Origin of the sequence: Rhodovulum sp. PH10 (assembly GCF_000293785.1) — a bacterium.
Classification (GTDB): domain Bacteria; phylum Pseudomonadota; class Alphaproteobacteria; order Rhizobiales; family Xanthobacteraceae; genus Rhodoplanes.
Genome location: NZ_AKZI01000094.1, coordinates 25656 through 44824, shown reverse-complemented (window position 1 = coordinate 44824; position 19169 = coordinate 25656). Strand labels below are relative to the sequence as shown.

The following is a 19169-nucleotide window of genomic DNA, read 5'->3' as shown; positions in this document are numbered from 1 at the left end:
GGCGCGCGGGGGGGGGGGGGGGGGGGGGGGCGTTTGCCCTGGTGATTTGTTCGAATTCCCCCTCACCCGGACCGCTTCGCGGTCCGACCTCTCCCCAGTGGGGAGAGGTGAAGGGCGGCGCCAGGATCACGGTCCCGAACTGATCATCCGGAAAGCACGACCCACGCGCTTCACGGCTTCTCCGCCGGCAGCTCGTTCAGCAGCATGCCGAGCCGCCACCAGAACAAGTCCTCGCCCGGAAAGCCCTCGATACGGCCGAGCTCGGCGTCGTCTGCGACCAGAACGAACGTCGGCGTGTAACGCACCGGCCGCTTCAGCACGAGCCCGGCCGCCTCGAGCGTTCGCCGCTCGATCGGCCGCAGCGGCGCGCGTTTCGCCTCGTCGGTCTTGTCGTAGATCGCGCCGATTTTTGCCTCCCAGTCGCGGCAATAGGAGCAGCCCGCCTGCCAGACGTAAACCAGCGCGACCGCGCCCGGCGCCTTTGCTCGCGCCGGCGCGATACCGCACGGCAGCACGCCGACCAAAGACGCCACGGTAATACCGAGCGCGTCGCGGCGGGTGAGCCGATCGTTCCCGAAAGTCCCTGCCTGCCGGTCGGTGCGGCGTGGCACCACGGATGCACGATCTTCCATGTCTGCATGTTTTCGTGTTTGCTCGGCGCACGGGCGCGCCCGAAGGTGAGCCTAGCACAGGAGAGCGCGGGCGTCGAAAAGCTCGCGCCACGGGGGAAACCATGACGCTCGAGGTCGGGCTCGGGGCCGCGTTGCTCGCCGGGCTCCTGTCGTTCCTGTCGCCGTGCGTGCTGCCGCTGGTGCCGCCTTATCTCACATGGCTCGCCGGCGCCTCGCTCGACGAGCTGACCGGAGAGAAGGTCGCACGCGGCACGACGCTGCGCGCCTTCGTGCGCGCTTCGTTCTTCGTCGCCGGCTTTGCCACGGTGTTCGTCGCGCTCGGCGCGTCGGCCTCGCTGGTCGGCCAGCTGGTGATCGATCACATGGCGCTCCTGTCGCGCATCGCCGGCGTGATCATCGTGATTCTCGGCCTGCATTTCGTCGGGCTTTTGAAAATTCCGATGCTCTATCGCGAGGCGCGCTTCGGGCTCGGCGGACAGTCGGCCGGGCTTTTCGGCGCTTATGTGATGGGGCTCGCCTTCGCCTTCGGCTGGACGCCGTGCGTCGGCCCGGTGCTCGCCTCGATTCTGCTGATCGCCGGCGCCGAGGATTCGGTCTGGCAGGGGGCGGCGCTGCTCGCCGGCTATGCCGCCGGGATCGGCGTGCCGTTTCTGCTCGCCGCCGTCTTCGTGCGGCCGTTCCTCGGTTTCCTGTCGCGTTTTCGTCGCCATCTCGGGGCGATCGAGCGGGTGATCGGTGTCTTGCTGATCGTCACCGGCGTGCTGATCTTCACCGGATCGATGGCCGATATCGGCGGCTTCCTGCTCGAGACGTTTCCCTCGCTCGGAACAATTGGCTGATCAGCCGAAGCGAAACAGCAGAAGCTGCTCGAGCGCGCGCAGCTCGATCAGATAACGATGCAGCAGCCCGGCATCACCGGCAAGGGCAGCGTCCGGCACCTCGCCGAGCGAGCTTTTGGCACGGTCGATCAGCCGGCGAAAATCCGGATCCTTCTTCACCGCGGCGGGCGCTTCCGCATCGCAGCGAGCAAACGCCGTGTTGGCCTCCGCCGCCGCTTCTGCGATGTCCTCTCGAACCGCCGGAGCAGAGAGATCCGGTGCCGTCGTGCGACGAGTATCGAGCCGATGAAACACCGCGCTCGCCTCGCGCACGCAGTCGGCGAGCACGCGCCGCCCGGCTGCCCGCCGCGCATTTGCCAGCGCCACCGCGAGATCTTCCACGCGGGCGGCGGCGCGCGCGACGTCGCCGGCGTCGGTTGCGGCGAGTGCGTGTTGCGCCAGCGCCGCCTCGGGTGTGCCGGCGAGAGAGATTTTCAGCCGCTCCAGCGCCAGCGCCGCGAGATCGAGATTGCCGGTGCGCAGGTAACCCGCCGCGAGTCGGCGGTCGGCGAGCACGGTTTCGGAGGCAGCGAGGATTTCGCCATCATCCGGTCGCGAGGTCGGCTCGGCAAATGCCGGCATCGTGATCAGAACCGCCGCCGCGACCACGAGTCCCGCGACCACCGTGCGCTTGCCTCCGGCCGCGTCGCGCCGTAGCGTCCCGTAAAACATCGAGAGAAACGCATGAATCATGAGGAGACGTCCATGCCGTCGCGCCGCGCGCTGTTGTCTGCCGCCGTAAAACTCTCGGCCGTGTCGCTGCTCGTGTCACCCGTCACGTCGGCCCTCGCCGAGGAGCTTACACTCGACGAGAACGGGCTGCCGCATCAGGACTGGTTCCTCCAGAGCCTGCTCGAGCTTCCCGACGATCTCGCGCTCGCGCAAAGCAACGGCAAGCGTCTCGCCGTGATGTGGGAGCTGCGCGGCTGCCCCTATTGCCGTGAGACCCACCTGAAGAATCTCGGCGACCCGGCGATCGCCGACTACATCAAGACGCATTTCGAGGTGCTTCAGCTCAATGTGACCGGTGACCGCACCGTGGTCGATTTCGACGGCGAGGAGCTGTCGGAGAAGGCGCTGGCGGAAAAATACGGGGTGCGCTTCACGCCCACCTTCCAGTTCTTCCCCGAGCGCGCCGACGGGCTCCCCGCCAAAAAGCCGCGTGAGCGCGAGGTCGCTCGCGCGCAGGGCTATCTCGAGCCGAAGCATTTTCTCGCGCTCTTCCAGTTCGTCTCCGACAAGGCGTATGAAAAGCAGTCGCTGCGCGATTTTCTCCGCGCCAAGGGCGCGTGATCGACTTCATCGTTCGTTGTGAGGGGGCGGGCTGTAAAAGCCCGCGCCCCGGAAAAGAGAGCCGTCACTTGTTCACGGGTGACTCCGGATCGAGCAAAAACGCGACGGCGTCCTTGATCTGATCGATCGTGAGAAAGCCGTTGTGCCCGAAGCGCGGCATGTTGGAGCACGCATAGACGCTCTGCGCGTTGTAGATGCGCTCGTAGACCTCCTTCTGCGCCGGGAGGTCGTGGCCCTTCAGCTTGCCGTAGCCGAGCAGGCTCGGTCCGAGCGTGCCGTAGCTGATCTCGGATGGCGCGAGCTGATGGCAGGCGTAGCAATTGCCGCCATTGGCCCGCTTCGGATCGTCGCCCATCCGGCCGCCGTAACCCGACAGCGACAGCTTTTCGCCCATCTTCCAGTCGCCCATGAACGAGCCGCCTTCGGGATGGACGATGGTCTTCCGCTCGCGCGCCATGATCGCGGCGGCCTGCGCCTCGCTCGGCTGGTTGCGGGTGAGCGAGCAGACTTTCATCGTCTCGTCCTGCTCGACGCGGGCGGCGAGATCCTCCGGCAAATTCTTCCAGGCGGCGGCGACCGCCTTCTCCACCTCCTCCGGCGTCACGGTGACATCGGACGCCGCGGGTTTTGCGACGCTGCCGGTCTTCGCATCGACGGCGAGCGCGGGCGACACGATCAACACTGCGGCGGCGGCCGCGAGCAGACGAACGATCATGGAAAGCCTCACCGCTTGATGGAGGGGACTTCGATGGTGCCGCCCTCGGCCTTCTTCGTCAGATAGGCCGCGAGCGCGATCGTGACGTCCGAGGCGTAGCCGACGGTGGGCATGCGCATCTGCCAATAACAGTCGTAGATGCGGTGCTGCATGGTGCGCAGCGACGCCTGCGACACGCGGTAGGTCGGCCACGTGCCCATGGTCGCCTGCGCCGCCTTGGGGTCGTCGAAGAACGGCAGATTCTGAAGCCTGATGCGCTGACCGGCCTGACCGTGGCAGGTCTGGCAGGAGAAATCGTTGATGCTCGAGCGGCGATAGAACAAGGCTTCGCCGAGCTTCACCATCCGCTGCTCCTCCGGATGCTCCATCTTCGCCTCGTAGGTCATGCCGCTCGACTTGTTGGCGACAAAAGCGACCAGCGCCTCGATCTCGGTCGCCGGATTGCCGCCCGACGACGCGAACGGCTTCTTGCGCAACGCCGTCGTGTCCAAGCCCTGGATGTTCTCCATGCACCAGAGGATGCGCGATTCGGCGTCCATCACGCGACCCGCATCGGCGAACCAGCGCGGCATCTCGGCATAGGCGCCGTCCACCACGCCCGGCCCCTTGCCGAGATCGCACGTCTCGAGCGACACGTTGTTCGGTCCGCGCGCGGTCGCCCACAGAAGCTCGCCGGTATCGACCGCGAGATAACCGGGGTTCGACATCGGATCGGAGATCATCTCACGATACTTTTCCAGCATCTTGTCGGCGTCCGAATCGGCCGCCGCCTGGGTGCCGGGTGTCGTTGCGGGGGATTGTGCAAGCGCGCCGCCGGTCGTCGCGAGGACGAAAGCGAGCGCCACGAGCCATGTCGGTTTCAGTGCCATGGTTCCTCCGAGCACGTTTCCATGCGGTGACGCCGGCTTGCCGCCGGTCTGATCTCGAGCGCGAGACCCACCTCGTATTCAGAGTATATTCTCGAAACCGAATGAAAAGCGTTTTCTTCCGAATGGGCCGGAAAGAGCAAAACGTTGCGGATTTTCGGTGCGATGCAGCAAAGAATGCACTGCAGCGATTGCATTTCGGGTCTTGCAAGGCGTGCGGCGAGCAGGTACTGATCTGCAAAACAATGAATGTATGCAGGGAGGACGGCTCGGGCGCCCGATGGCGCCGGAACGAGATTGCTTCGTCACGACCACATGACGATCACGACCGTGGCTGCGTCGGTGCGGCCGCGCGCCATGAAGCGGGTCTGCCGCCCCCGCCATCGGGCGACCCGCGAAGCAGGAGGAGATCTCGTCGATGACAGTGACAGTGAGCCGGCGCGATGCGCTCGTTCTCGGCGGCGTCGCCGCAGTGGCGTTCGCCATCGGCAGCGCGAGCCCGGCTTTCGCCAAGAACGATTCCGCCGAGCTGATAAAAGCGTTCACCGGTGGCAAGGAGCCGGCGACCGGAAAGATCACGCTCGATTTGCCGGAGATCGCCGAGAACGGCAACACCGTCCCGCTCGCTTTCAGCGTCGACAGCCCGATGACCGAGGCCGATCACGTCACCGATGTGCTGATCGTCGCCGAGGGCAATCCGCGCGGCGGCGTCGCGACCTTCCATTTCTCGCCGGCGTCGGGCGTCGCAGAGGCGTCGACCCGGATCCGCCTCGCCGGCACGCAGAACGTGATCGCCATCGCCAAGACGAACGACGGCGCGGTGTTCATGGACACCAAGCAGGTGAAGGTGACGATCGGCGGCTGCGGCGGCTGACCCGAACGCGACGCGACAGGCGACACGCCAGCAACGACAAGGGAGAGAACGACCATGGCACCCACGCCGCGGCCGCGCATTCGGCTCGACAAGAAAGAGGCGAAGACGGGCGAGATCGTCGAGGTGAAGGCGCTGGTGGCCCACATCATGGAATCGGGCCAGCGCAAGGACAAGGACGGCAAGGTCATTCCGCGAAAGATCATCAACAGGTTCACCTGCGAGGTGAACGACAAGCTGGTGTTCGCGGTCGATCTCGAGCCGGCGATCTCGGCCAATCCCTATCTCCAGTTCAAGTTCCGGGCGAGCGAATCCGGCCCGGTGGTGCTCACCTGGCACGACGACGACGGCAGCAAGATCGTCGGCGAAGAGAAGATTTCGGTGAGCTGACGGCGCGGCCGGCCGCATCGCGGCACGGCGTTTTCGACGAGGGAATCGGCTCGACGCCGGGGGGCGCTCCCGGTGCGGGAGGACGTGTGCCATGACGACACGACGCGATCTCTTGCAGCTCGGTGCGGCGACGGCGGCGCTGTTCGGCGCCGGCACGCTCGGCGCCGGCCTCGGCAGTGGGGGTTTTGCACGCGCGCTCGCACAGCAGCGGCCGACGCAGGACGAGCTGACACGGTTCACGCCGCTCGGTAATGTCACGCTGGTGCACGTCACCGACATTCACGCCCAGCTCGTGCCGGTGTATTTCCGCGAGCCGACCGTCAATCTCGGCGTCGGCGAGGCGAAGGGCGTGCCGCCGCACGTCGCCGGTCGCGAGTATCTCGAAGCGTTCGGCATTCCGCCGAACAGCGCAATGGCGTACGCGCTGACCGACCAGGACTTCGATGCGTTGGCGAAGGCGTATGGCCGGGTCGGCGGGCTCGATAGCGTGGCGACGGTGGTCGAGGCGATCCGCGCCGAGCGCGACAAAAATATGCTGCTGCTCGATGGCGGCGACACCTTCCAGAACTCCTGGACGTCGCTCGCCACCAAGGGCCAGGACATGATCGACTGCATGGCGCTGCTGAAGCCGGACGCCATGACCGCGCATTGGGAGTTCACGCTCGGCGAGGAGCGGGTGCGCGAGATCGTCGAGAAGCTGAACTATCCGTTCCTCTGCCAGAACGTGCGCGAGAGCGCGTTTCAGGACGAGGTGTTTCAGGGCGCGGCGACGTTCGAGCGCGGCGGCGTCAAGATCGCGGTGATCGGCCAGGCGCTGCCCTACACGCCGATCGCCAATCCCCGTTGGATGATCCCCGAATGGTCGTTCGGTATCCGCGAGAAGGAGCTGCAACAAAAAGTCGAGGAGGTGCGGGCGGATGGCGCCGACCTGGTGGTTCTTCTCTCTCACAACGGCTTCGACGTCGACCGAAAACTCGCCTCGCGCGTGACCGGCATCGACGTGATTCTCACCGGCCACACCCACGATGCGCTTCCCGTGCCGGTGAAGGTCGGCAAGACCTTGCTGATCGCGTCCGGCAGTCACGGAAAGTTCGCGTCGCGGCTCGACCTCGACGTGCGCGACGGCGAGGTGAAAGACTATCGCTACAAGCTGATCCCGATTATTTCGGACGTGATCACGCCGCACCCGCAAATGGCGAAGGCGATCGCCGCGCACCGCGCGCCGCACGAAAAAATGCTGTCGGAGGTGGTCGGGCGCACCGAGACGACGCTCTATCGCCGCGGCAACTTCAACGGCACGCTCGACGACGTGATCTGCGACGCGTTGCTCGCGCAACGTGACGCCGAGATCGCGCTGTCGCCGGGGTTCCGCTGGGGGCCGACGCTGCTCGCGGGCCAAGATATCACCCGGGAGGACGTCTACAACGCGACCGCGATGACCTATCCGGCCGCCTACCGCACGACGATGACCGGCGCGCGGCTGAAGGACGTGCTCGAGGACGTCGCCGACAACATCTTCAATCCCGATCCGTATCTCCAGCAGGGCGGCGACATGGTGCGGCTCGGCGGGCTCTCCTACACGATCGACATCGGCAAGCCGATCGGCGCGCGCATCGCCGACGTCACGCTCGTCCGCACCGGGAGGTCGCTCGAGGCCGACAAGGAGTACGTGGTCGCCGGCTGGGCGAGCGTGAACGAGGGCACCGAAGGCCCGCCGATCTGGGACGTGGTGTTCGATCATCTCGCGCAGACGAAGACGGTGGCGCCGCGTGGGGCCGCCAACGTGAAGATCGTCGGCGCCTGATCACACACAGGCCGGTGCACGACACGACGGCCGAGCGGAGAGCGTGAATGCGGACGGACAGAACGGCGAAGGGGCTTTCGCGACGCGCGCTGTTCGGGCGCGGGACTGCGCTCGCCGCTGCGGGCGTCGGCATGGCGGCGGGCGGAGCGACAGTCGGCGGCGGGCTGGTCGCGCGCGCGCTCGCGGAGGAGGCGGGCAATCCTGCAAATCTGCCGCCGCACGTGCCCGAATGGTCGAAGGTGTTGGGCGACGGCGTCGCGGTGCGGCCGTACGGGCATCCTTCGAAGCACGAGGCGGACGTGATCCGTCGGGACGTCGAGTGGCTCACCGCCTCGCGCGAAAGCTCGGTCTCGTTCACGCCGCTGCACGAGCTCGACGGCATCATCACGCCGAACGGCCTGTGCTTCGAGCGCCACCATTCCGGCATCGCCGAGCTCGATCCGCACGACTACCGGCTGATGCTGCACGGGCTGGTCGACAAGCCGTTGATGTTCACGCTCGAGGATCTGAAGCGCTTCCCGCGCGTCAACCGCATCCATTTCGCGGAGTGCGCGGCGAACTCGGGCATGGAGTGGCGCGGCGCGCAGATGAACGCCTGCCAGTTCACCCACGGCATGATCCACAACGTGATGTACACCGGCATCCCGCTGAAGATCCTGCTCGCGGAAGCCGGCCTGAAGCCCAATGCCAAATGGCTGCTGTTGGAAGGCGCCGACGCCGCGGCGATGACCCGCTCGTTGCCGCTGGCAAAAGCACTCGACGACTGCCTGATCGCTTATCGCATGAACGGCGAGATGCTGCGGCCCGAGAACGGCTACCCGGTGCGCATCGTGGTGCCCGGCTGGGAAGCCAACATGTGGATCAAGTGGCTGCGCCGCATCGAGGTCGGCGACGCGCCGTGGCATCACCGCGAGGAGACGTCGAAATACACCGACCTGCTCGAGAACGGCAAGGCGCGCCGCTTCACCTACGTGATGGACGCCAAGTCGGTGATCACCAATCCGAGCCCGCAGGCGCCGCTGACGCACAAGAAGGGCTTTACCGTGATCTCCGGTATCGCTTGGTCGGGCCGTGGCAAGGTGAAGCGGGTGGACGTCTCGCTCGACGGCGGCCGCAACTGGCGCACCGCGAAAATCGACGGGCCGGTGCTCGAGAAGTCGATGGTGCGCTTCTATGCCGAGTTCGACTGGGACGGGCGCGAGCTTTTTCTGCAATCGCGCGCGATGGACGAGACCGGCTACGTGCAGCCGACAAAGGACGAGCTGCGCAAGGTGCGCGGGCTGAACTCCGTCTATCACAACAACGGCATCCAGACGTGGCGCGTGTCGCCGGCGGGCGAGGTGGAGAATGTCGAGATTTCGTGAGGCCGCCGGCGCGCTCCTGCTGCTCGCAGGGGCGGCTGCGGGTACCGCATATGCAGAGTCGACAAAGCCCGGCGCGTCGGCTGCGACGCCGACCAAGGTCGCGACTGCGCCGCTGCCGGCGGCGGAGGCGGGGCGCGTGCATTACGGGTTCGGGCGCGAGGCGAAGCCCGAGGAGATTGCCGGCTGGGACATCGACGTGCGGCCGGACGGGCAGGGGCTGCCGGTCGGCAGGGGCACGGCGCGCAAGGGCGAGGAGCTGTTCATCGCGCAATGCTCGGCCTGCCACGGCGAGTTCGGCGAGAGCACCGGGCGCTGGCCGGTGCTGGCGGGCGGCGCCGGTACGCTCGCGAGCCACGACCCGGTGAAGACGATCGGCTCCTACTGGCCCTATGCCTCCACCGTGTTCGATTATGTGCGGCGCGCGATGCCGTTCGGCAACGCGCAGTCGCTGTCGAACGACGACGTGTATTCGATCGTCGCCTATCTTCTTTATCTCAACGACGTGCTGCTCGATCAGGACGCGGTGCTGTCGAACGAGTCGTTTCCCAAGGTGAAGCTCGCCAATGAGGACAACTTCATCGACGACGATCGCGAGGTGTCGGAAAAATCGTTCTGGAAGGCCGATCCGTGCATGACGAATTGCGCCGCCGGCGCGCCGAAGGTGACCGGCCGGGCGCGAGCGATCGACGTCACGCCGGAAGACGGGACGGGACCCACGGTCGAATGACGCCGCGCCGCGCCATCGCCGTCGTGGTCGCCGTGGTCGGCATCGTGTCGGCCGTGGTGGCCACGACGGTGGCGGTGGGGCTGGTGACGACGATGCCGGCGGCGACGGCGCGCGCACAGGAGGTCGCCACCTCCGGCATCGGCGCGACGCCCGCTGCGTTGCCGGCCGGCGACCGCGAGCTCGGCGAGTACCTCTCGTCGGAATGCGTGACGTGCCACCAGCTGAGTGGCCGTTACGACGGCATTCCGCCGATCGTCGGCTGGCCGGAGGAGACGTTCGTAGAGATTCTCGGCGAGTATCGCGCCAAGAAGCGGGAGAACCCGGTGATGCGCTCGATCGCGGTGAAATTCACCGATGAGGAGATCGCGGCGCTGGCCGCCTATTTCGGCAGCCTGCGCCCGCGGATCGATTGAGACGAGACCAGATAATTGCACCCGCGGTGAGGGTCGAAACAAATCACGTGGCAGGAACGATCACGAGACGGCGAATAATACGAGGGAGGACATCATGATTGCGGTGACGCGACGGACGTTTTCGGTGGGGGCGCTGGTCGCCGGAACCCTTGCGATACCGGCGATTTCGCGCGCGCAAGGCAAGCCGCGGCTGGTGGTGATCGGCGGCGGGCCGGCCGGCGCGACGGTCGCCAAGTACGTGGCGAAGGATTCCAAGGGTGCGATCGACGTCACGCTGGTCGAGCCGTTGAAGACATTCGTCACCTGCTTTCACTCGAACCTCTATCTCGGCGACTACCGGACGTGGGATTCGATCGGGCACGACTACGCGCTGGAACGATACGGCGTGAAGCAGGTGCATCAGATGGCGAAGGCGATCGATCGTGAGAAAAAGCAGGTCGCGCTCGCCGACGGCACGAGGCTCGATTACGACCGGCTGGTGGTCGCGCCCGGCATCGATCTGAACTTCGACTCGGTGCCCGGCTGGTCGGAGGCGGCCGCCGAGGCGATGCCGCACGCCTGGAAGCCCGGACCGCAGACGCAGCTCCTGAAGAAGCAGCTCGACGCGCTGGAGGACGGCGCAACCATCGTGATGATCGCGCCGCCGAACCCGTATCGCTGCCCGCCGGGGCCGTACGAGCGCGTCTCGTGCATGGCGCACGTGCTGAAGGGCAAGGGCCACAAGAAGTCGCGCATCGTCGTGATCGACCCGAAGGAGAAGTTCTCCAAGCAGGCGCTGTTTCAGGAAGGCTGGCAGACGCACTATCCGGGTATGGTCGAGTGGCAGGACCCGCAGATGCACGGCGGCGTCAAGGAGGTCGATCCCGATGCGATGACGGTGACGACCGATTTCGAGACCATCCAGGCAAAACTCGTCAACGTGATTCCCGCGCAAATGGCCGGCAGAATCGCGCGCGACGCCGGGCTGGTCGACGAGACCGGCTTTTGTCCGATCGAGGCCGCCGACATGAAGTCCAAGAAGGATCCGAACATCTATGTGCTGGGCGACGCGGCGATCGCCGGGGCGATGCCGAAATCGGCGTTCGCCGCCAACAGCCAGGCAAAAGTGGTGGCGATGATGGTGCGCGGCGAGCTGACCGGCTCGCGCACCTTTCCGGCGCGCTACGCCAACACCTGCTGGTCGATCATCGCGCCGGAGGACACGGTGAAGGTGGGCGGCCGCTACGAGGCGAAGGACGGCAAGATCGCCGAGGTCGAGGGCTTCGTCTCCAAGCTGAAGGAAAGCCCGGAGCTGCGCCGCCAGACCACCGACGAGAACATGGGCTGGTATCAGGGCATCGTCGCCGACGTCTTCTCGTGAGCGCGGGCGGGCGACATCTCCACGTTCGTTCGTCCTCGCGAAAGCGGGGACCCAGCGGCTGCGCGACGGGCATCTGGATTCCCGCTTTCGCGGGAACGAGCGGAGTGTGGGGGCGGCTCGTCGTCCCGATGCATCGGAGGAAAAGGGGGCAGCCGTGACCGAGCGGGCCGCGATCGACCGACGGGCGTTCTTCCGTGGCGCGGGAGCGGCTGCGGCCTCGCTCGCGGCCGGCCTCGCGGCGCCGGCGATCGCCCAGGCGCGGCCGCGCGTCGTCGTGGTCGGCGGCGGAGCGGGCGGCGCCACCGCGGCAAAATATCTGCTGCGGCACGGCGCCGACCTCGACGTGGTGATGATCGAGGCGAACCGCATTTATGTCACGCCGTTCACCTCGAACCTCTATCTCGGCGGGCTGAAGCCTCACGCGGCGCTGGAGTACGGCTACGACAATCTGATCGGGCGCGGCGTTCGCCCGATCTTCGCCACGGTGTCGGAGGTCGACCGCGCGGCGCGGCGAGTGTGGCTCGCCGACGGCACTGCGGTCGGTTACGACCGCCTGGTGCTGTCGCCCGGCATCGATTTCGTCTGGGACGCCGTGCCCGGATATTCGCAGGCTGCGGCCGAGACGATGCCGCACGCGTGGCGCGGCGGCGCGCAGGTGGCGCTTCTGAAACGCCGGCTCGACGCGGTGCCGGACGGCGGCACCATCGTGATGCTCGCGCCGCCCAATCCCTATCGCTGCCCACCGGCGCCCTACGAGCGGGTCTGCATGATGGCGCTGTCGCTGCAGCGGCGGGGCGTGAAAAACGCCCGCATCGTGATCCTCGACGCCAAGGATCATTTCGCCATGCAGCCGCTGTTCTCGGACGGCTGGGATCGGCACTATACCGGCATGGTCGAGTGGCAGCCGCCGGAGATCCACGGCGGCATCAAAGCGGTCGACCCGAAGGCGATGACGGTGACGACCGACCTCGAGACGATAAAGGCCGCGCTGGTCAACGTGATCCCGCCGCAGGTGGCGGGCGAGCTCGGGCATGCGGCGGGCCTCACCGATGCGAGCGGCTTTTGCCCGGTCGATGCCGGCACGATGAAATCGCTGATCGACCCGTACGTGCACGTGATCGGCGATGCGGCGATCGGCGGCGATTTTCCGAAATCGGGATTTGCCGCGAACAACGAGGCGAAGAACGCCGCGATGGTGATCCGCCACGAGCTGCTCGGCGAGCGTTTGCTGCCGGTGCGCTTCACCAATCATTGCTGGAGCACGATCGCGCCCGACGACGCGGTGAAGAACGGCGCCCGCTACGTGCCGAAGGACGGCACGATCACCATGCTCGATCCCTACACGTCGCAGCGTGACGAGCCGCCCGAGCTGCGGGCAAAACAGGCCCGCGAGGCGGTCGGCTGGTATCGCGGCATGACCACCGACATGTTCGGATAGCGAAGCGGTTTCGGCGCCGCTTGGTGTGCGAGAGGGGCGCGGCCGGCCGAGTCGTCGCCATTGTATTCAAACATGCGAATGCGTATGATCGGGTGATCCGGTGACGGCGCCAGTGAGCCGCCGCGGCGGACCACCGAACCTGCGATCGAACAACGGAACCGGACGACGGAACCGAGCGAGGAGACGCCGATGGTCGCCCTGACAGACAAGGCGTGGTCGCCCTATGTGGCCGGCGTGCTGATCGGCCTTCTGCAAATCCCCGCCTTCCTGCTGATCGCGACGGCGCTCGGCGCGTCGTCGTCCTTCGTCACGGTGGGCGGCGGGCTGTTCGGCCTTGCCGATCCCTCGATCCTCGAGATCGACTATGTGGCGAAGCACGTCGCCATGACCGGCAAGAACTGGTGGCAGGTGGCGCTGGTCGGCGGGGTTGCGGTCGGCGCCTTCCTGTCGGCGCTGATGTCGCGCTCGCTGCGGCGCGGCGTGTCGCCGATCTGGGCGCGTGCGCTCGGCACGCCGTCGAAGCCGGCGCGCTACGCGGTCGCCTTCGTCGCCGGCTTCCTCATGCTGTTCGGCGCGCGGCTCGCCGATGGCTGCACCAGCGGGCACGGGCTGTCGGGCGTCGCCCAGCTCGCGGTCGGCTCCACCGTCGCGGTCGCCGCGATGTTCGTCGGCGGCATCGCCACCGCGGTGCTGCTGCTCCGCCGCATCTGAGCCGAGGGAGGCTTCCTCATGTCGGTCACGTTCGCCGTCACGGTCGGAATTCTGATGGGCATCGCCTTCGGCTTCTTCCTCGAGAAGTCGCGGGTGTTCGAGCCCGGCATCATCGTCGGCCAGATGCAGCTGCGCAGCTTCATCATGCTGAAGGTGTTTCTCACCGCGGTCGCGACCGGCGCGGTGGTGCTCGCGGTGTTGAACGGGCTCGGCCTGGTGTCGCTCCACCTCAAGCCGGCGCTCTATGCCGCCGACATCGTCGGTGGACTGTTGCTCGGCGTCGGCATCGCGCTCGCCGGCGCCTGCCCCGGCACCACGCTCGCGCAGATCGGCGTCGGCTATCGCGATGCGATCTTCACGCTTCTGGGCGGGCTCGCCGGCGCGGTGGCCTTTTCCTATCTGCAGCCGTGGCTGTCGGGCACCGTGTTCGCGGCGGGCGACGGCAAGCTGTCCTTCGCCGATCTCGCCGGCATTCCCTATTGGCAGGGGGCGCTGGGGCTGGCGGTGGTGCTCGCCGTGGTGCTGGTCGGGCTGGAGCGCTGGCGGCCGTGGCGGAGCGAGATCGGCGCGAATGCCGACGGTGATCTCGGCGCGCCGCCGGCTGAGGGAATAGCGCGGCCGGTGCCGGGAAAGCCGCAGCTTCGCGTGCACGGCTGAGGCACGACAGCCGGGGAACCACGTTGGCGCCGACTGCACGGCGGCTCCGGTGCCGGAGCCGCCGCGCTTTTTCGGCCGATCGAAGAACGCGCCTCCGATCATACAGAAAGACGGCGGGAGATCATGATCTCATCCCGAGGGCCGCTCCCAAGTTCGCGCGGCCCGAAGGCAGGCTCCGCCAGCGTCTCGAAGGATGAGGCCCGGGTCTCATACCAACGGCGAGAGACTATGACCTCATCCTGAGGGGCCGCGAAGCGGCCGTCTCGAAGGATGAGGCCCGCACCGTGCCCTCGTCCTTCGAGACGCACTCCTGCGGAGTGCTCCTCTGGACGAGGTCGAACTCTGTCGCCGTTCCAATCAGTAGTCCTGATCAGTAGTCCTTCAGAAGCCGCTCGATGTAGTCGAGCTCGAGCTGTGGCCGGCCGGCCTCGCCGAACCGGCGGCGCAGCTCCTCGAGGATGCGGCGCGCGCGCTGCACGTCGATCTCGCCGGGCACCTTGACGGTGGTGTCGTCGCCGAAATTGCGGCCGCGCAACGGGCGGCCGAGCGGGTCGGTGTCCTGCTCGGCGCGCGGCGGGCCGAACCGGCCGGGCCGTCCCGGCCCTGGACCTTGGCCGGCCTGCTCCTGCATCTGCTGGGCGAGCCCCTGCGCGCCCTTGCGAAGCGCCTCGAGCGCGCGGCCCTGGCTGTCCACCGCGCCGTCGGCATTGCCCTGGCCGAGCCGGCCGGCGGCGTCGCCCATCTCCCGGCCGGCCCGACCGAGCGCGTCGCCTTCGCCTTTGCCGTTCGGCGTGAGGCCGCGCTTCTTCAGCTCCTCCATCAGCTTGCCGAGCTGGTCGCGGAGCGCCTGCTGGCCCTGCTGAAGCTCGCCGAACTCGTTCGGGTTCGGCTGGCCTTCGCCCTGCTCGCCGCGCTGCCCGCGCTGGTCCTGGCCCTGGCGAAACGTCTTGTCGCGCAGCTGCTGCTGGCGGTGGATCATCTCGCCGAGCTGGTCGAGCGTTTGCATCATGTCGTCGCCGCCCTGGCCGGGGCGGGCCATCTGCAGGTTCTCCAGCATCGACTGGAGCTGGTCGAGCATCGCGCGGGCGGCGTCGCGGGCGCCGGAGCGGGCGAGCTCCTCCATCCGGTCGAGCATGCTGCGCAAGTCCTGCGAGCGCAGCTCGCGCGCATTGGGGGCGAGCGGGCGGGCCATCTGCGGGTTTTTTCGCAGCTCCTCGGCGAGCGCGCGCATGTATTGGTCGAGCGCCGCGCGCAGCTCCTGCATCAGCTTCTGGATTTCCTCGTCGCTGGCGCCGCGCTCCAGCGCCTGGCGCAGCGCGTCCTGGGCGGCGCGCAGGCGGGCCTCGGCGTCGGAAACGTTGCCGTCCTCGATCTGGGTCGCCAGCGCCCACAACTCGCCGACCACCTCGCGCAGGTCCTGATCGGAATTTGCACGGAGAAGCTGCCAGGTGACGGCGCGCAGGCCGATGAAGGTGCCGAGATCGGGGATGAAGCGCTCCGGCTCGATCGCCAGCGCGTCGAGCGCGATCGCCACCGTGTCGCGGCTTTGGGCGTCGAGCGCGAGGGTGCGGCGCTGCTCGATCAGCGCGCGGGCGAGCGGCTTGACGAACAGCCGCTCCGGCAGGCGAAAGTCGCGCGGCTCGCTGTGGCCGACATTGCCGGCCTCGTCGCGGGCGGTGAGCGTCATCGTCACGTCGGCGCCGGCCCACGGATTTTCCGTGAGGTCCTTGGTGGTCTGGCCGACCCCGTTGCGGGTGCGCAGCTGCGGCAGGCCGAGCGCGAAGTCCGGTGGATCGAACAGCGGCCGCGGGGTGGCGGCAGGATTGGCGGCGCCGGTGCCAGGGCCGGTGCTCGTGCCGGCCGCGTCGGGCTTCGCCGCAAAATGCGCGCGCGCCTCGATCACCCCGTAGTCGTCCTCGAGCGCGTAGGAGAGCGTCAGGCTGCCGCGCCCCTGCGGCGCCGGATCCTTGGCGAGCGCGATGCTCGGCGGCTTGTCGGGGATCGCGTCGAACGCCCATACCAGCTCGTGGCCGACGAGGCCCTTCAGCGTCGCGGTGCCGCGCGTCTGCACGGTGAAGCGCCGCTCCGCCGTGCCGGCCGGCGCCTTCGCCGCCGGATCGTCCTCGGCCGGCACCAGCCCGCCTTTGGTGTCCACCTCGAAGGTCGCCTCGCCGCTGCCGCGCACGACCAGCACGCTGCCGGCCGGCACGGTGACGGTGGCGACGTCGCTTCTCGTCGTCTCGCCCGGCTGCACCCCCGGCAGGATGATCGGCGGCCGGCCGGTGTAGAGCGGCGGCGACACCCAGGCGTCGAGCCGGAAATTCGCGGGCGCCACCACGCCCTGCCAGTCGAACGCCGCGCCGATCCGCCGCAGGCGATCACCCCCGGCGGTGACGAACGACACCGCGACCAGAAGCAGAACCAGGATGCGCACGGCGGCCGGGTCGCGCAGCGCGAGGCCGGGCGAGGGGATGCCGGCCTTCAGCCGGCGGACGGCGGCGAGCGAGCGCTCGACATGCGCCTGCCAGAGCGCGAGCGACCACGGGTCGTCGGACGGCGAGGCGATGGTGTCGGCGAGCGCGGTCGCCGGGCGGTGGGCGAGGCCGCTCGACCGGTCGAGCCGGGCGAGGCCGGCGGCCTTCGACGGAAAGCGCAGGCGGGCGAGCGGCAGCAGTGCGGCGAGCAGCAGGAGGCCGAAGACGACCGAGCCGACGATGCGGCCGAGCGGCGGCAGCGACAGCCACAGGCCGAGCCAGGAGGCGGCGAGGAAGGCGCCGAGCAGGGTGGCGATCAGCGCGAGGGCGGGCCACAGCCGCTCCCAGAAGACGACCCAGCGGGCACGGGCGAGCGCCGGCGCGAGGGCGGCCGCCGTCCGGTCCGGAGCGGCGGCGGTCGGCCTGTCGGTAGCGGGCTGTTCGGTCAACGAGGTCTCCGCAACGAGGTCTCCGCAAAGGTCTCCGGAATGTCCACTCCAGGCCTATAACACGCGAGTCTTCGAGGCTGGCACGGCCCCGCGGCCGAATTGCGTCCGATCACGCCAATGTCAGCGGGGGGCGGGTGGCCGACGGCGAAGGAGAGGGCGGGCTTTCGTTACGCTGTACGTAAAGCGTAATTGCTGATAGCCTCGGTGGCGATGATCGTCGGCTATCGCGATCGACGGACCGAGCGTTTCGCGAACGGCGAGCACGTCCGCGAGTTCTCCGGCTTTGCCCGGCAGGCCGAGAAGCGGCTCGACCGGCTGGAGGCCGCCGCCAGCCTGCAGGATCTCGCCGCACTTCCCGGCAATCGCCTCGAAGCTCTGAAGGGCGATCGCGCCGGCCAGTACAGCATCCGCATCAACGACCAGTGGCGGATCTGCTTCGGGTGGCCGGCCGGCTCGCCCGGACCCGTCGATGTCGAGATCGTCGACTACCATTAGAGGCGACCAGGAGGCGACATGGCCCGCACCCCCATCCATCCCGGCGAGCATCTCGCCGACGAGCTTCGCGACCTCGGCTTGTCGGCCGCCGAGCTGGCGCGGCAGATCGACGTTCCGGTCAACCGGATCACCGCGATCGTCAACGGCCAGCGCGGCATCACCGCCGACACCGCGCTCCGGCTCGGCCACTGGTTCGGCACCAGCCCGGAATTCTGGCTCGGCCTGCAGACGCTCTACGAGCTGCGGGTCGCCCGCGCCGCGGTCGGCGAGGCGGTCGACAAGCTTCCGACGCTCGCCGAGCGGGCGAATGCCGGCTCGTGAGCCGCGTCAGAGCCACTCCGGCATGCGGTCGAGGGCGATGATGTCGGCGACGGTGGGGCGGGGCCGCACCACGGCGAAGCGGTCGCCGTCGACCAAGACCTCGGGGACCAGCGGGCGGGTGTTGTAGGTGCCGGCCTGCACCGCGCCATAGGCGCCGGCCGACATCACCGCCAACAGGTCGCCAGCCTTGGGCTCCGGCATCTCGCGGTCGAGCGCGAGAAAATCGCCCGATTCGCACACCGGGCCGACCACGTCCGCCGTGAGCCGCGGCCCGTCGAGCGGCGGCTCCACCACCGGCTGGAGGGCGTGAAACGCCTCGTAGAGGGTGGGGCGGACGAGATCGTTCATCGCCGCGTCGACGATCACGAACGTCTTGGCTTCGCCGCGCTTCACGTAGAGCACGCGCGTCACCAGAATTCCGGCATTGCCGACCAGAAGCCGGCCCGGCTCGAACATCAGCCGGCAGCCGAGCGTCTTTGCCGCCGCCTTGACGACGCCGGCATAGGCGTCGGGGTGGGGCGGGGGCTCGTTGCCGTCGTGATAGGGGATGCCGAGCCCGCCGCCGAAATCGATGTGATCGATCGTGTGGCCGTCCTCGCGCAGCGTGCGGACGAAGTCGGCTAGCAGGGCGAAGGCCGCCGAGAACGGCGCCAGCGCGGTGATCTGGCTGCCGATGTGCATGTCGACGCCGGTGACCTTTACGCCCGGCAGCGCCGCGGCACGGGCATAGACCCCGCGCGCCTTGGCGAGCGGGATGCCGAACTTGTTCTCCGCCTTGCCGGTGGCGATCTTCGCGTGGGTTCCGGCATCGACGTCGGGGTTCACCCGCAGCGAGATCGGCGCCTCGCGGCCCTTCGCCGCGGCGATGCTCGACAAAAGCTCGAGCTCGGGCTCGGACTCCACGTTCACGCACAGAATGCCGGTGTCGATCGCGAGCGAAAGCTCCGCCGCGGTCTTGCCGACCCCGGAAAACATGATCCGCTCGGGCGGGATGCCGGCGGCGAGCGCCCGCTGCAGCTCGCCCCCCGAGACGACGTCGGCGCCGGCGCCGAGCTTTGCCAGCGTGCGGATCACCGCCTGATTGGAGTTCGCCTTCATGGCGTAGCAGATCAGCGCCGGCACGTCGGCGAACGCGTCCGTGAACACGCGATAGTGGCGGGTCAGGGTTGCCGTCGAGTAGCAGTAGAAGGGGGTGCCGACCGTCTCGGCGAGATTTGCGAGATTCACCGCCTCGGCGTGCATCACGCCGTCACGGTAGGAGAAATGGTGCATGGGGTGTCTCGGGCTCGGGCGCGGCGACCGTGGGATACG

At 68.0% G+C, this 19169-nt stretch carries 20 protein-coding genes; 14 read left to right on the top strand and 6 right to left on the bottom strand.

Annotated elements, in window-relative coordinates; all coding sequences use genetic code 11:
- Positions 1–170: 170 nt before the first annotated feature.
- Positions 171–632: a thioredoxin family protein gene (locus tag A33M_RS15945; RefSeq protein ID WP_237718394.1), complete on the bottom strand. Its 462-nt coding sequence runs from the start codon at positions 630–632 to the stop codon at positions 171–173.
- Between the two features lie 101 nt (positions 633–733).
- Between A33M_RS15945 and A33M_RS15940 the strand changes: the two genes are divergently transcribed.
- Positions 734–1471 carry a cytochrome c biogenesis CcdA family protein gene (locus A33M_RS15940; protein WP_008389071.1) on the top strand — a complete coding sequence of 246 codons (738 nt, stop codon included), beginning with the start codon at positions 734–736 and terminating at the stop codon, positions 1469–1471.
- On the opposite strand, the gene A33M_RS15935 is transcribed toward A33M_RS15940, so the two are convergent.
- Entirely contained in the window at positions 1472–2203 is a 732-nt protein-coding gene (locus A33M_RS15935) for a hypothetical protein (RefSeq protein ID WP_008389069.1), read from the bottom strand. It lies immediately after the preceding gene.
- Between the two features lie 12 nt (positions 2204–2215).
- Between A33M_RS15935 and A33M_RS15930 the strand changes: the two genes are divergently transcribed.
- Positions 2216–2803, top strand: a complete 588-nt coding sequence (locus A33M_RS15930; protein ID WP_008389067.1) for a thioredoxin family protein — start codon at positions 2216–2218, stop codon at positions 2801–2803.
- A gap of 64 nt (positions 2804–2867) precedes the next feature.
- Here A33M_RS15930 and soxX read toward each other — a convergent pair whose 3' ends face one another.
- Together soxX and soxA are read right to left on the bottom strand one after the other, a co-directional pair.
- Positions 2868–3518 carry a sulfur oxidation c-type cytochrome SoxX gene (gene soxX, locus A33M_RS15925; RefSeq protein ID WP_008389065.1) on the bottom strand — a complete coding sequence of 217 codons (651 nt, stop codon included), beginning with the start codon at positions 3516–3518 and terminating at the stop codon, positions 2868–2870.
- 8 nt (positions 3519–3526) lie between these two features.
- The gene (soxA, locus tag A33M_RS15920) at positions 3527–4387 is read right to left on the bottom strand and encodes a sulfur oxidation c-type cytochrome SoxA (protein ID WP_008389063.1); all 861 of its coding nucleotides are present in this window, start codon (positions 4385–4387) and stop codon (positions 3527–3529) included.
- 421 nt (positions 4388–4808) lie between these two features.
- Here soxA and soxY point away from each other — a divergent pair, with 421 nt between their 5' ends.
- From soxY to A33M_RS15870, 10 genes are all read left to right on the top strand, one after another.
- Positions 4809–5258, top strand: a complete 450-nt coding sequence (gene soxY, locus A33M_RS15915) for a thiosulfate oxidation carrier protein SoxY (protein ID WP_202801915.1) — start codon at positions 4809–4811, stop codon at positions 5256–5258.
- Positions 5259–5312: 54 nt separating this feature from the next.
- Positions 5313–5645, top strand: coding sequence for a thiosulfate oxidation carrier complex protein SoxZ (gene soxZ, locus A33M_RS15910; RefSeq protein ID WP_008389058.1), 333 nt, complete (start codon positions 5313–5315; stop codon positions 5643–5645).
- 91 nt (positions 5646–5736) lie between these two features.
- Positions 5737–7449, top strand: a complete 1713-nt coding sequence (soxB, locus tag A33M_RS15905; RefSeq protein ID WP_008389056.1) for a thiosulfohydrolase SoxB — start codon at positions 5737–5739, stop codon at positions 7447–7449.
- A gap of 47 nt (positions 7450–7496) precedes the next feature.
- Positions 7497–8813, top strand: coding sequence for a sulfite dehydrogenase (gene soxC / locus A33M_RS15900; RefSeq protein ID WP_008389054.1), 1317 nt, complete (start codon positions 7497–7499; stop codon positions 8811–8813).
- On the top strand, positions 8797–9540 hold the full coding sequence (locus A33M_RS15895) for a c-type cytochrome (protein ID WP_008389053.1): 744 nt from the start codon (positions 8797–8799) through the stop codon (positions 9538–9540). Before soxC ends, A33M_RS15895 begins: the two co-directional genes overlap by 17 nt.
- Positions 9537–9953 (top strand): c-type cytochrome, encoded by a 417-nt coding sequence (locus A33M_RS15890; RefSeq protein WP_202801913.1) that lies wholly within the window; start codon positions 9537–9539, stop codon positions 9951–9953. Before A33M_RS15895 ends, A33M_RS15890 begins: the two co-directional genes overlap by 4 nt.
- A gap of 94 nt (positions 9954–10047) precedes the next feature.
- Positions 10048–11313 (top strand): NAD(P)/FAD-dependent oxidoreductase, encoded by a 1266-nt coding sequence (locus A33M_RS15885; protein ID WP_008389051.1) that lies wholly within the window; start codon positions 10048–10050, stop codon positions 11311–11313.
- 154 nt (positions 11314–11467) lie between these two features.
- Positions 11468–12751 (top strand): NAD(P)/FAD-dependent oxidoreductase, encoded by a 1284-nt coding sequence (locus tag A33M_RS15880; RefSeq protein ID WP_008389049.1) that lies wholly within the window; start codon positions 11468–11470, stop codon positions 12749–12751.
- Positions 12752–12895: 144 nt separating this feature from the next.
- Positions 12896–13462, top strand: coding sequence for a YeeE/YedE thiosulfate transporter family protein (locus A33M_RS15875; RefSeq protein ID WP_272943331.1), 567 nt, complete (start codon positions 12896–12898; stop codon positions 13460–13462).
- A gap of 18 nt (positions 13463–13480) precedes the next feature.
- Complete coding sequence (locus tag A33M_RS15870) at positions 13481–14119, top strand: YeeE/YedE thiosulfate transporter family protein (RefSeq protein ID WP_008389045.1); 639 nt, start codon at positions 13481–13483, stop codon at positions 14117–14119.
- 370 nt (positions 14120–14489) lie between these two features.
- Here the strand turns inward: A33M_RS15870 and A33M_RS15865 are convergent, their stop codons facing one another.
- Positions 14490–17042 carry a TIGR02302 family protein gene (locus A33M_RS15865; protein ID WP_008389041.1) on the bottom strand — a complete coding sequence of 851 codons (2553 nt, stop codon included), beginning with the start codon at positions 17040–17042 and terminating at the stop codon, positions 14490–14492.
- A gap of 189 nt (positions 17043–17231) precedes the next feature.
- Between A33M_RS15865 and A33M_RS15860 the strand changes: the two genes are divergently transcribed.
- Together A33M_RS15860 and A33M_RS15855 are read left to right on the top strand one after the other, a co-directional pair.
- Positions 17232–17537 carry a type II toxin-antitoxin system RelE/ParE family toxin gene (locus A33M_RS15860; RefSeq protein WP_272943330.1) on the top strand — a complete coding sequence of 102 codons (306 nt, stop codon included), beginning with the start codon at positions 17232–17234 and terminating at the stop codon, positions 17535–17537.
- An 18-nt stretch (positions 17538–17555) separates the two neighbouring features.
- A complete protein-coding gene (locus tag A33M_RS15855; RefSeq protein WP_008389037.1) occupies positions 17556–17858 on the top strand; it encodes a HigA family addiction module antitoxin in 303 nt (100 codons plus the stop codon).
- Positions 17859–17864: 6 nt separating this feature from the next.
- Here A33M_RS15855 and lysA read toward each other — a convergent pair whose 3' ends face one another.
- Positions 17865–19130: a diaminopimelate decarboxylase gene (gene lysA, locus A33M_RS15850; protein WP_008389036.1), complete on the bottom strand. Its 1266-nt coding sequence runs from the start codon at positions 19128–19130 to the stop codon at positions 17865–17867.
- Positions 19131–19169 lie beyond the last annotated feature (39 nt).